The sequence below is a fragment of the Streptomyces sp. NPDC031379 genome (assembly GCF_055569615.1).
Genome location: NZ_JBVIIT010000020.1, coordinates 1 through 12,046, shown reverse-complemented (window position 1 = coordinate 12,046; position 12,046 = coordinate 1). Strand labels below are relative to the sequence as shown.

Annotated in this window: 12 protein-coding genes; 8 read left to right on the top strand and 4 right to left on the bottom strand. The window is 72.2% G+C overall.

From position 1 onward, the window contains the following. Positions 1 to 2 precede the first annotated feature (2 nt). From ACZ5CW_RS26765 to hemC, 4 genes are read left to right on the top strand one after another with little or no spacing between them, the layout of a single operon-like run. Positions 3 to 1,082, top strand: a complete 1,080-nt coding sequence (locus ACZ5CW_RS26765; RefSeq protein WP_468605625.1) for an ABC transporter ATP-binding protein — start codon at positions 3 to 5, stop codon at positions 1,080 to 1,082. 27 nt (positions 1,083 to 1,109) lie between these two features. Beyond that, positions 1,110 to 2,429 carry a flavin monoamine oxidase family protein gene (locus ACZ5CW_RS26760; protein WP_468605623.1) on the top strand — a complete coding sequence of 440 codons (1,320 nt, stop codon included), beginning with the start codon at positions 1,110 to 1,112 and terminating at the stop codon, positions 2,427 to 2,429. After that, a complete protein-coding gene (locus ACZ5CW_RS26755) occupies positions 2,422 to 3,855 on the top strand; it encodes an aminobutyraldehyde dehydrogenase (protein ID WP_468605621.1) in 1,434 nt (477 codons plus the stop codon). The genes ACZ5CW_RS26760 and ACZ5CW_RS26755 overlap by 8 nt, the downstream gene beginning before the upstream one ends. 43 nt (positions 3,856 to 3,898) lie before the next feature. Beyond that, a complete protein-coding gene (gene hemC / locus ACZ5CW_RS26750) occupies positions 3,899 to 4,834 on the top strand; it encodes a hydroxymethylbilane synthase (RefSeq protein WP_468605619.1) in 936 nt (311 codons plus the stop codon). A gap of 41 nt (positions 4,835 to 4,875) precedes the next feature. On the opposite strand, the gene ACZ5CW_RS26745 is transcribed toward hemC, so the two are convergent. Continuing rightward, entirely contained in the window at positions 4,876 to 5,400 is a 525-nt protein-coding gene (locus tag ACZ5CW_RS26745) for a hypothetical protein (protein ID WP_468605617.1), read from the bottom strand. Between the two features lie 436 nt (positions 5,401 to 5,836). Between ACZ5CW_RS26745 and ACZ5CW_RS26740 the strand changes: the two genes are divergently transcribed. Continuing rightward, complete coding sequence (locus tag ACZ5CW_RS26740; protein ID WP_468605615.1) at positions 5,837 to 6,634, top strand: RNA polymerase sigma factor SigF; 798 nt, start codon at positions 5,837 to 5,839, stop codon at positions 6,632 to 6,634. Between the two features lie 59 nt (positions 6,635 to 6,693). Here the strand turns inward: ACZ5CW_RS26740 and ACZ5CW_RS26735 are convergent, their stop codons facing one another. Next, positions 6,694 to 7,008, bottom strand: coding sequence for an ANTAR domain-containing protein (locus ACZ5CW_RS26735; protein ID WP_468605613.1), 315 nt, complete (start codon positions 7,006 to 7,008; stop codon positions 6,694 to 6,696). Positions 7,009 to 7,136: 128 nt separating this feature from the next. Here ACZ5CW_RS26735 and ACZ5CW_RS26730 point away from each other — a divergent pair, with 128 nt between their 5' ends. Then, positions 7,137 to 7,967 (top strand): VOC family protein, encoded by an 831-nt coding sequence (locus tag ACZ5CW_RS26730; protein ID WP_468605611.1) that lies wholly within the window; start codon positions 7,137 to 7,139, stop codon positions 7,965 to 7,967. Positions 7,968 to 8,032: 65 nt separating this feature from the next. Here the strand turns inward: ACZ5CW_RS26730 and glgX are convergent, their stop codons facing one another. Continuing rightward, positions 8,033 to 10,177, bottom strand: coding sequence for a glycogen debranching protein GlgX (gene glgX / locus ACZ5CW_RS26725; RefSeq protein ID WP_468605609.1), 2,145 nt, complete (start codon positions 10,175 to 10,177; stop codon positions 8,033 to 8,035). Continuing rightward, positions 10,174 to 10,686: a pep a2 gene (locus tag ACZ5CW_RS26720; RefSeq protein ID WP_468605607.1), complete on the bottom strand. Its 513-nt coding sequence runs from the start codon at positions 10,684 to 10,686 to the stop codon at positions 10,174 to 10,176. The genes glgX and ACZ5CW_RS26720 overlap by 4 nt, the downstream gene beginning before the upstream one ends. A 302-nt stretch (positions 10,687 to 10,988) precedes the next feature. On the opposite strand from ACZ5CW_RS26720, the gene ACZ5CW_RS26715 reads away from it, so the two are divergent. Both ACZ5CW_RS26715 and ACZ5CW_RS26710 read left to right on the top strand, forming a co-directional pair. Beyond that, positions 10,989 to 11,288 (top strand): DUF5133 domain-containing protein, encoded by a 300-nt coding sequence (locus ACZ5CW_RS26715; protein ID WP_468605605.1) that lies wholly within the window; start codon positions 10,989 to 10,991, stop codon positions 11,286 to 11,288. Between the two features lie 108 nt (positions 11,289 to 11,396). After that, on the top strand, positions 11,397 to 12,046 hold a 650-nt coding region (locus tag ACZ5CW_RS26710; protein WP_468605603.1), incomplete at its 3' end, for a maltotransferase domain-containing protein.

Genomic DNA, 12,046 nt, shown 5'->3' with positions numbered 1-12,046 from the left:
CCATGGACGTGACCGACGCGACCCCGGCCGTCCGGCTCGACGGCGTCTCCAAGCAGTACGCGGACTCCTACGCCGTACGCGACCTGGACCTCGACATCGAGGCCGGCCACTTCTTCTCGCTGCTGGGCCCCTCCGGCTGCGGAAAGACCACCTCGCTGCGCATGATCGGCGGGTTCACCGACCCCACCGAGGGCTCGGTGCTGCTCGCCGGTGAGGACGTGACCGGGCTGCCGCCCGACAAGCGCAACGTCAACACCGTCTTCCAGAGCTACGCCCTCTTCGACCATCTGAGCATCGCCGACAACATCGCCTTCGGCCTCAGACGCAAGGGCGTGGACCGGGCCGGGATACGCAGGCGCGTGGGCGAGATGCTGGACCTGGTCCAGCTCGGCGGCCTCGCCGACCGCAGGCCCCGGACCCTCTCCGGGGGCCAGCGGCAGCGCGTGGCCCTCGCCCGCGCCCTCGTCAACCGGCCCGCCGTGCTCCTCCTCGACGAACCGCTGGCCGCCCTCGATCTGAAGCTGCGCCGGCAGATGCAGGTGGAGCTGAAGCAGATTCAGCGCGAGGTCGGCATCACCTTCGTCTTCGTCACCCACGACCAGGACGAGGCGCTCACCATGTCCGACCGGATCGCCGTGCTGAACGCCGGCCGCGTCGAGCAGTGCGGCACCCCCGAGGACGTCTACGAGCACCCGGCCACCCGCTTCGTGGCCTCCTTCATGGGCACCTCCAACCTGATGGCCGGCACCTACCGCGGCGGCGAGGTCGCCCTCGACCAGGGCCCCGCGCTCCCGGTCGGGCCCCGGACCGGCATCAAGGACGGCACCGCCGTCAGTGTCTCCGTACGCCCCGAGAAGATCTGGCTGTCCGACTTCGAACCGGGCATGTCGATGCTCAGCGGTGTGGTCCGCGAGACCGTCTACAGCGGCCCGACCACGACCTATCTCATCGAACTCGCCCCCGGCGTCACCCTGTCGGTGCTGGAGCAGAACACGGCCCGCGCGCGCATGGAGGACCGCTGGAGCGGCGGCGAGACCGTCGAGTTCGGCTGGCGGCCCGAACACTGCCTGGTCCTGGCCTGACCCCCGCCCCCGACGAAAGCGAAGCTGATGCATCACGACGTGATCGTGCTCGGCGCCGGTCTTGCCGGGCTCGCCGCCGCCCGGGACCTGACGGCCGCCGGCACCGACGTGCTCGTCCTGGAGGCCCGGGACCGCGTCGGCGGCCGGGTCGAGCAGATCCGCACGCCCGACGGCCGCACCGTCCAGCTGGGCGGCGAGGTCGTGGGCCGTGCCCACACCGCCTACCTCGGGTTGGCCGACGAACTGGGCCTGAAGCTGGTACCCAGCTACGTCGAGGAACCCGGTCTCCTCACCCGGGCCACCCCGGAGGGGCGGTCGGCGGGTGACCCTCCGCACTGGTTCGGCCCCGGCGACCCGGCCGTGCACGACCGGCTCGGCGCCGAGTTCACGGCACTGGCCGCCACCGTCGACCCGGACGACCCCTGGTCGCACCCGGAGGCGACCGCCCTGGACCGGCTGTCCGTCGCCGACTGGCTGCGCTCCCGGCACGCCACGCCCGCCGTCGTACGCCTGTGGGACATCGGCCAGCTCGCCCTGGCCGGAGGATCGTACGAGCGGATCTCGTTGCTGGCCGCGCTGCGCAAGAGCGCGGCGGTACCGGGTTCCGGCACGGGCGACTACGACTACGAGGACTGGGAGGGGCTGCGGATCGCCGAGGGCTCGGCGACCCTCGCCGAGGTCATGGGCCGCGAGCTGGAGGGGCGCATCCGCCTCGGTTCGCCCGTCGCCGGTGTCGGCATCCGGCCCGGCCACTGCCGCGTGCGTCTGGTCACCGGCGAGACCCTCACCGCTGCCGCCGTGGTGAGCGCCCTGCCGGTGGGGCCCCTGCGGTCGGTGTCCGTCACCGGCGTGAGCGAGGAACGTCTCGCCTCCCTGCACCGGCAACGCCACGCCGTCGCGGCCAAGTTCGCCGCGGTCTACGGCACGCCCTTCTGGCGCGCGGGCGGGCTGAACGGCCTGTCCGAGGCCGAGGGGGTGCTCGGCAGCACCTGGCCGCAGAGCGAGGGCGTCCTGTCCGCGCTGGTACCGCCCGAGCGCTACGGCGTCCTGCTGGGCATCCCGCCGCACCTGCGCACCCCCGAACTGCTCGGCGAGATGGCCGCGATGTTCGGCGAGGCGGCCCGCCGCCCGGTCTCCTGCCATCTGCGGCTGTGGGGCACCGACCCGTGGACCCGGGGCTATGTCACCCAGTGGCCGCCCGGTGAGGTCATGGCGGTGGGCCCGCTGCACGGCACCCACGAACCCCCGTTCTACGTCTGCGGCTCCGACCAGTGGGTCGCCGGCTACATGGAGGGCGCCGTCCGCACCGGCCGTGCCGCCGCCGAGGAGGCCCTGCGCCGTGGCTGAACACCTTCCGTCGTCCCCCGTGCTCAACCACATCGGCGGCGAGGACGTGCCGGCCGCCTCCGGAGCCGTCCTGCGCCTGGTCGACCCGGCCACCGGACGCGTCCACGGCACCGCGCCGCTCTCGGGCGCCGAGGACGTCGACGCCGCCGCGCGCGCGGCGCGCGACGCCTTCCCCGGCTGGTCGGCGACCACCCCGGCGGGGCGCCAGTCCGCGCTGCTGCGGATCGCCGACGCCCTGGAGCGGAACGCCGACGCCCTGGCCCGCACGGAGGTCACCGACACGGGCAAGCCGCGCGCCCTGTTCCTGGCGGACGAGCTGCCCGCGATCACCGACGTGGTGCGGTACTTCGCCGGGGCCGCGCGGAACCTGCCGGGCGCCGCCGCCGCCGAGTACACGCCGGGCCGCACCTCCGTGCTGCGCCGCGAGCCGGTCGGGGTCTGCGCGCAGATCACGCCCTGGAACTACCCGTTGATGATGGCGGTGTGGAAGGTGGCCCCGGCGCTGGCCGCCGGGAACACGGTCGTCCTGAAGCCGTCCGACACCACACCCACCTCCGCGGCGCTGCTGGCCCGGCTCGCCGCCGAGCACCTGCCGCCCGGTGTGCTCAACGTGGTGTGCGGCGACCGCGACACCGGGCGCCTGCTGGTCGCCCATCCCGGCATCCGGCTGGTGGCCGTCACCGGCAGTGTCCGTGCCGGGCGGGAGATCGCCGCCGCGGCGGCCGCCGACCTCAAGCGGCTGCACCTGGAACTCGGCGGCAACGCACCGGTGCTGGTGCACGAGGACGCCGATCTCGAGGACGCGGTGGAGCGGTTGTCGTCCCTGGCCTTCTACAACGCGGGCCAGGACTGCACGGCAGCCACCCGGCTCCTGGTGCACCACCGGATCCACGACGCCTTCGTCACCGACTTCGCCGACCGGGCCGCCCGGCTGCGGCCGGGCTCCCCCGACGACGCGCGCACCGACTTCGGCCCCCTCGCCCACGCGGGCCAACTCGCCGGTGTACGCGGCGTGCTGGACGGCCTGCCGGACCACGCCGAGATCGTCACGGGCGGCGCCGCACTGGACCGCCCCGGGTTCTTCCACCAGCCGACGGTGGTCGCCGGCGTGCGGCAGGAGGACGAGATCGTGCGCGGCGAGGTCTTCGGCCCGGTCGTCACCGTTCAGCCGTTCACCACCGAGACCGAGGCCTTCCAGCTGGCCAACGACGTCCCCCAGGGGCTCGCGGCGAGTGTCTGGACCCGGGACCACGACCGGGCGATGCGCGCGAGCCGGGCGCTGCACACCGGCATCGTCTGGGTCAACACCCACGGCACCACGGTGTCCGAGATGCCGCACGGGGGCGTACGGCATTCCGGTTACGGCAGCGACCTGTCGCTCGCCGGTCTGCTCGACTACACCCAGGTCAAGCACGTCATGCTGTGACAGGTCGCGGGATCGTGCGGTCCCAGGGTCTATCGTGTCCCCCATGTCTGTGCCGGAACTGATCCGTATCGTCTCCCGCGACTCACCCATGGCCCTGGCCCAAGTCGAGCGGGTCCGCGCCGAGTTGGCCGTACTGCACCCGGGCGTGCGCACCGAGGTCGTCCCGGTGAAGACCACCGGTGACAAGTGGATGGGCGATCTGTCCAAGGTCGAGGGCAAGGGGGCGTTCACCAAGGAGGTGGACGCGGCCCTGCTGGCCGGGGAGGCGGATCTCGCGGTGCACTGCGTCAAGGACGTGCCCGCCGACCGGCCGCTGCCCGCCGGGACGGTGTTCGCCGCGTTCCTGAGGCGGGACGACATCCGTGACGCGCTGGTGCACCCGGGCGGGCTCACCCTGGACGAGTTGCCGGCCGGCACCCGGATCGGCACCTCCTCGGTGCGCCGGGTCGCCCAGCTGGCCGCCACGCACCCGCATCTGGAGTGCGTGCCGTTCCGCGGCAACGCCAACCGCCGGCTGGAGAAACTGGCCGCCGGGGAGGCGGACGCGCTGCTGCTGGCGGTGTCCGGTCTGGAGCGCATCGGCCGCACGGACGTGATCAGCGAGGTGCTCTCCCCGGAGACGATGATGCCGCCGATCGGCGCGGGCATCCTCGCCCTGCAGTGCCGGGAGGGCGACACCGAGGTGATCGACGCGGTCGGCGGGCTCGGCGACCCCGCCACCCACCGCGAGGCCACGGCCGAGCGGATGTTCCTGCACGTGCTGCAAGGTCACTGCAACAGCCCGATCGCCGGCTACGCACGCGTGGACCGCAGCGGGGAACTCTCGCTGCGGGCCTGCGTCTTCACACCCGACGGCAAGACCCGGCTGAACGCCCACGAGTGGGCGGGCCGGCTGGACCCCGCCACGCTCGGCACCTCGGTCGCGGTGGCGCTGCTGCGCCAGGGCGCGCGGGAGATCATCGACGGCATCCCGCACTGAGCGGCCGCCGCACCGGTCGTGCGGCGGCGAAGCCGCTCGCGTCAGGCGGTGCCGGGCTCCGTCTGTTCCTTCAGGAAGGCGCTGACCTGGTGGGCCAGGCCGCCCTGGCCGGTGCCGGCGGGGGCGGGCGCGGAGGTCGCCTCCAGGACGCCGATGCCGCCCGCCCACACTCGGCGGTCGGCCCATTCCTCGTCCACCCGCAGCTGCACCTGCACGTCCACGTGGGTGAGGGCGGCCTCGGGGGCGGCGGCGTAGACGACGGCGGTGGCCCGGCGCAGCGGGTAGACGTCGAAGCCCTCGATGAACTGGGAGTTGCGCCAGTCGATGAAGGCGCCCTCGCCGTCGGGGCCCACCCGGACGTCGATCTGGCCGTCCTCCAGATGGATGCCGTAGTGCCGCGTGCCGCGGTTCTCGACGGTGACCCGGACGCTGAAGTACGTCAGCCCGACGGCGGCGTCGTCGCGTCCGCGCGGCGGCTCGGCCGCCTCCAGGCGGTGGACGCGGACCCGCAGACCGGCATGTTCGTCGTACTCGTGCCAGTCCCCGACCACGTTCGGCTCGTACACAGTGCCCCTCTCGACCTTCGAGAGGTGCTGTCTATCTGTGCGCCGAGCGCACTGTCAAATGAGCAGAATGCGCTGTGGCCAGGGGATTCACCCGCTTTGATCGGTGATCAAGCGCTGCGCAGGAAGAATCCGTTCAGGGCCCCTTCGCAACGGGTGCGCGCGCGTGCCGCACATCACGTCCGAGGCTAGATCGGCGGGCGAGGCGTCCGGGGCGTGCCGGCGTTGTCACCCGTCGTCCCCTCCACGCCTCGAGTCCGCCCCTTATGTCCTCATTTGTTTTGAGACGACCTAGAATGGGAAAACGAACCCGTGTGCTTCGGACAGGAGGCACGTCCGCGGGAGCAGGCATCGCCGGGCGCCCCTGTCCGTTCCCAGGTCCCGAGCGCACCTCCCACGGTGTCTGTCCACCCAGCACCTGCTGAGAGAGGTGCGCACGATGCGTGTCAGCGGCAGCACCAAGTCCCACCCGCACCCGCACGACGACGCCCCCGACACGGTGGAGTCCTTCGAGCGGCTCGCGGAACTGTCCGACGGCCCCGAGCGCCAGGCGCTGCGGGACGAGCTGGTCCAGCTGTGGCTGCCCATGGCCGAGCGGATCGCCGTACGCTTCCGCGGCCGCGGGGAGTCGCTGGAGGATCTGTACCAGGTGGCCGCACTGGGCCTGGTCAAGGCCGTGGACCACTACGACCCGGAGCGCGGCCGTGCCTTCGAGGCGTACGCCGTGCCCACGATCACCGGCGAGATCAAGCGCCACTTCCGTGACCACATGTGGACCCTGCACGTGCCCCGCCGGGTCCAGGACCTGCGCAACCGCGTCCGCTCCGCCGTGAAGGAGCTGGCGCAGACCACGTCGGGCCAGGCCCCCACCGTCGCCGAGATCGCCGCGCACACCCGGCTGAGCGAGGAGGAGGTGCGCACCGGCATGGAGGCGCTGGAGTGCTTCTCCGCGCTGTCGCTGGACGCCGAGGTGGCCGGTACGGACGGCTACGCCCTCGGCGACTCTCTCGGCGCCTCCGACCCGGGATTCGACCTGGTGGTCGACCGGGCCGCGGTCAAGCCGTGCCTGGAGGCGCTGCCCGAGCGCGAGCGCGTCATCCTCTATCTGCGGTTCTTCCGCGGCATGACGCAGAGCCGGATCGCCGAGCAGCTCGGCATCTCGCAGATGCACGTCTCGCGGCTGCTCAGCGGCTGCTTCGACCGGCTGCGCGAGGAGCTGCTGGCGGAGATCCGCTGAGCGGCGCTCCGGCCACCCCTGTGGCGCCTCCGAGCGGCCCTCTCGCAACCCGTCGCGTCTCAGTCCTCCGCGGTGCCGGGCACCTGAGTGGGGCCGTACCGGTCCAGGGCGTCCTCGAGCGCGGCGCGGATCTCGGGCGGGATGTCGCCCCGGCGCCCCCAGATGAGGATCAGCTCCGCGATGTTGCGCAGCTTGATGTTGGTGTGCTGGGAGATCTCCTTGAGCACCTCCCACCCCTGGTCGGGGGTCACCCGGCCGAGGGCCACCATCATCCCGATCGCCTGGTCGACGACCGCGTGGGAGGTCACGGCCTCCTTCAGCTGGTCGATCTGTGTCTGCAACTCGGCGATCCGGTCCGGTTCGCTCTCTGCCATGCCTCCATCGTGCGCGAGCGGCCTGGACATCTGCCACCCGGGGTACTCGACAGGCACCCGACCCCCTTCCGGTCGGACACTGGTCGAGACCGGTGGCCGCCAGGCCCCGAGAGCAGGACGCGACTGCCATGAACCAAGACACGCCTGTCAGCGGACCGAGCGCCGACGAACCGGCGGGACCGAGGCGAAGAGAGGTCGTCTCCACGGACTCCGTCTTCGGTGCGCCGTGCTGGGTGAGCCTGACCAGCCGCGATCTGCAGGCCACGCAGGACTTCTACTCGGCCGTCCTCGGCTGGCGCTGGCGCGGTGCCAAACTCGGCGAGCACTTCCGCATCGCCCTGGCGAACGGGGTTCCGGTGGCCGGGATCGCCGCGGTCGCCGCCATGTGGCAGATGGCGGTGGCCTGGACGCCGTACTTCGCCGTGCCGGACGCGGACGTGGCCGTGTCGCGGGCCCGGGAGCGCGGCGGCACGGCGGCCGTCGGCCCGCTGTCCTTCCCGCCCGGCCGGGCCGCGCTGCTCGCCGACCGGGACGGGGCGACCTTCGGCATCTGGCAGGGCGAGCTGGTCTCGAACTGGGAGGCGTGGCGGCGGGCCGCGCCGACGTTCATCCGGCTGCACACCCGCAACGCCTTCGACTCCGCGATCTTCTACGGCGAGATCCTCGACTGGGCCTCCGGGCAGCCGGGGTGCTGCGAGGTCGAGTACGACGGCGGCGAGGTGGTGCTGCGCAGCCAGGGCGACATCGTGGCGCGGATCGACTCGGGCGCGGTGGAGGCCGCCCCGGACCCGTCCGTGCGCCCGCACTGGCAGATCCACTTCGCCGTGGCCGACGTGCCGGGCTGTGCCCGCACCGCGGAGAAGCACGGTGGCAGTGTGCTGCAGGAGGACGAGACCGAGGCGATCCTGCGGGATGCCGACGGGGCGCAGTTCACGGTGACGTCACGACGCATCCGCTGAGTCCGCGCGAACGGCGCGGGGCGCCGGCCGGCCGCCGGGAGCCGGCGCCCCCGGTGGCCGGCCGGCTACCGCGCGGCACGTGACGGCCGCGACAGCAGGATCAGGCCGCGGGCCTCCACGCGGACCTTCGTGGCGGCCTTGCGTTCGCGTTCGTCGGGGACGCCGTCCGGCTCGGCGGTGTCGATCAACGTGGTCCAGCGCTCCCCGAAGGAGTGGTCGGGCAGCCGGAAGACGACCGGCTCCCAGTAGCCGTTGACAAGCAGCAGGAAGGAGTCGTCGACCATCCGGCGCCCGTGGGAGTCGCGTTCGGCGATGGCGTCGCCGTTGAGGAACACGCCGACCGAGTGCGCGTCGCCGCGCTGCCAGTCGCGGTCGGTCATCTCGCGGGCGTCGGGCCGCAGCCACAGCAGGTCGGGCAGCGGCTGCTTCGCGTGGGTCACCGTCTCGCCGCGGAAGAAGCGCCGGCGGCGCAGCACCGGGTGCGCGGCGCGCAGGGCGATCACGCGCCGGGTGAAGTCGGCGAGGCTGCGCTGCTCGTCGGTCAGCTCCCAGTCGATCCAGGAGATCTCGTTGTCCTGGCAGTAGGCGTTGTTGTTGCCGCGCTGGGTGCGGCCGAGTTCGTCACCGTGGCACAGCATCGGGATGCCCTGCGAGAGCAGCAGTGTGGCCAGCAGGTTGCGCTGCTGGCGGGACCGCAGTTCGAGGACGGCCGGATCGTCGGTGTCGCCCTCGGCGCCGCAGTTCCAGGACCGGTTGTGGCTCTCGCCGTCCCGGTTGTCCTCGCCGTTGGCCTCGTTGTGCTTGTCGTTGTACGACACCAGGTCGCGCAGCGTGAAACCGTCGTGCGCGGTGACGAAGTTGACGCTCGCACGCGGCCGGCGCCGGCTGTGCTGGTAGATGTCGGAGGAGCCGGTCAGCCGGGAGGCGAACTCGCCGAGCGAGCCGGGCTCAGCCCGCCAGAAGTCCCGTACCGCGTCCCGGTACTTGCCGTTCCACTCCGACCACAGCGGCGGGAAGTTGCCCACCTGGTAGCCGCCCTCCCCCACGTCCCAGGGCTCCGCGATCAGCTTGACGCGGCTGATCACCGGGTCCTGCTGGATCAGGTCGAAGAACGCCGAGAGCCGGTCGACCTCGTGGAACTGCCGGGCCAGCGTGGCCGCGAGGTCGAAGCGGAAGCCGTCGACGTGCATCTCGGTGACCCAGTACCGCAGCGAGTCCATGATCAGCTGGAGCACGTAGGGGTGCCGCATCAGCAGGCTGTTGCCGGTGCCGGTGGTGTCGTAGTAGTGCGCCCAGTCGCCGTCGACCAGGCGGTAGTAGGAGGCGTTGTCGATGCCTCGCAGGGAGAGGGTGGGGCCCATCTCGTTGCCCTCGGCGGTGTGGTTGTAGACCACGTCGAGGATCACTTCGAGGCCGGCCGCGTGCAGCGCCTTCACCATGGCCTTGAACTCGTCGACCTGCTGGCCCCGGCTGCCGAAGGCGGCGTAGTCGTTGTGCGGGGCGAAGAAGCCGACGGTGTTGTAGCCCCAGTAGTTGGACAGGTCGCGGTCCTGCAGCACACCGTCCTGCACGAACTGGTGAACCGGCATCAGCTCCACCGCGGTGACGCCGAGCGAGGTCAGGTGCCCGGTCACCGAGGGGTGGGCGAGGCCTGCGTAGGTGCCGCGCAGCCGCTCGGGGACGTCCGGGTGGGTGCGGGTCAGGCCGCGCACATGGGCCTCGTAGATCACCGAGTCCGCGTACGGTGTCCGCGGCGGGCGGTCGTCGCCCCAGTCGAAGTACGGGTCGGTGACCACGCCCAGCATGGAATGGCCGGCGCTGTCGGCCGGGGCGGGGCCGTCGGGGGCGCGCTCGTACAGGGAGGCGTGGTTGTCGATCTGGCCGTCCACGGCACGGGCGTACGGATCGAGCAGCAGCTTCGCGGGGTTGCAGCGGTGGCCGAGCGCGGGCTGCCAGGGTCCGTGCACCCGGTAGCCGTAGCGCTGGCCGGGGCCGACGCCGGGCAGACAGCCGTGCCAGACGAAGCCGTCGACCTCGTGCAGCGGGACGGAGGTCTCGGTGCCGGCGTCGTCGACCAGGATCAGCTCGACCCGCTCGGCGACCTCGCTGAACAGGGCGAAGTTGGTGCCCTGTCCGTCGAACACGGCACCCAACGGGTAGGGGTGCCCGCTCCACACGGGCACCCCTTTGCGCCTCTTGCGCGCGGTCACCGGCTGCCCTCCAGGGCGTCGTCACCGGCGGGCGCCGGCGCGGCCAGTACGGCGACCGGCTCCGCGCGCGGCACTTTCAGACCCGTGCGCAGGGCGGGGTCGGGGGCGAGGGGCACCAACGGGACGCGCTCGCCGGCGCGGGCCCGCTGCGAGAACCAGATGATCTTGCTGCCGGTGTCCGAGGCGCAGCAGCCCCAGCCGTCGCTCATCGCGGCGATGTCGGCCAGGCAGGCGCGCAGATCCTGGTCGGGGCGCAGATCGGGGTCGTCGTCACCGAACGCGGTGATGAGGTGCTGGCCGTTCCACCACATCTCGATGGAGGTGTGCTTGTCGCTGGCGTGCTCGTCGATCGCCCGCAGCAGCAGTTCCGCGCCGCGGCAGACGGGATCCGTGAGGTTCTCGAGGTCCCAGTAGCGGAGGTGGGCGGCCAGGATGCGGCTGACCTGTACCACCCGTTCCGGGCTGACTTCCACATCGAGGTGGTAGTAGCAGGGCACTGCGGTCTTCATCGTCGCTTGCTCCTCACCGGCCAAGCTCTCGCTCCCCTCGCCCGGCCGGGAGGGATCCCGGACACATAGCGTGAGCGTTGATCGCTTCTGAGTCACCTCCACGGTGAGGCCGCTACGCCATTCGTGCAACACGAGCACCCGACACCCGCAATGGTTGAAGCTCCAACAAGACGCTGCGTCATCGTACGTGCACCATAAGTGAAAGCCTCGATCGCCGTAACGGTGCCGCGCCTCCCCGTGCGCGGACACCACCCGACCGTCGGGAACGCGCCCAGTCGAGAGCGTGGAGGGTGAAGAGGGCGATGCTGCTACCCGCCAAGGCCGAAGTGGCCCGGCAGTTGCGGCGTTACCGGGCCTGGGAGCGCGCGATGCTCGCCTCGCCCCACGACCGCACGGTCCGGGCCACCTTCGAGGACTCGGGGTACACGCTGTGCGTTCTGATGGGCAAACGCTGCGCCCGCGAGGCCGCGGACGCCGCCGAGCGCTATCTCCGCACGAGCCTGGTCACCTACCTGCGCGAGCAGGACGGACGGCCGCAGCCACGCCGGGCGGCCAGAAGAACGTCGCCACCGGAGCGGCGATCCACGGCGCCAAGCCCCTGACCTGGCACCGTACAAGGCGTTCCCCCGGGGGACCGACGCGGTCGGCCCCCACACGGATCGCGAAGCCGGGCCCCGTGCCCGGCTTTGCGCACGGCGGAGGTGAGATACATGCGCAGGACCCCGGCCATCGGCCGTGTACCGGTACGTGACGTCCGGCCGGCCGTGGAGTGCGGCAGGCGCCCGGCGAAGGCGGTGGCCGGGGAGACCTTCGAGGTCACGGCCACCGTGTTCCGTGAAGGGCACGATGCCGTGGGCGCCAATGTGGTCCTGCGCGATCCCAAGGGCCGCCGTGGCCCCTGGACACCGATGCGGGAGCTGTCCCCCGGCAGCGACCGCTGGGGAGCGGAGATCACCCCGGACGCGACGGGCCGCTGGACGTTCCGCGTGGAGGCGTGGAGCCATCCGCTGGCGACCTGGCGGCACACCGCGTCCGTCAAGGTGCCGGCCGGGATCGACACCGGCCTGGTCCTGGAGGAGGGCGCGGAGCTGTACGAGCGGGCGGCCGCCGGAGTGCCCAAGGGCCCGGAGCGGAACCTGGTGCTGGCCGCCGCGCACGCGCTCGGCGACGACTCCCTGTCGGTGAACGACCGTCTGAAGGCGGCGCTGGCCCCGGAGGTGGAGGCGGTCCTCGCCCGGTATCCGCTGCGGGAGCTGGTGACGGCCTCCGATCCGATGCCGCTGCTGGTCGAGCGGGAACGCGCCCTGTACGGCTCCTGGTACGAGTTCTTCCCGCGCTCGGAGGGCACCGCCGAGCAGCC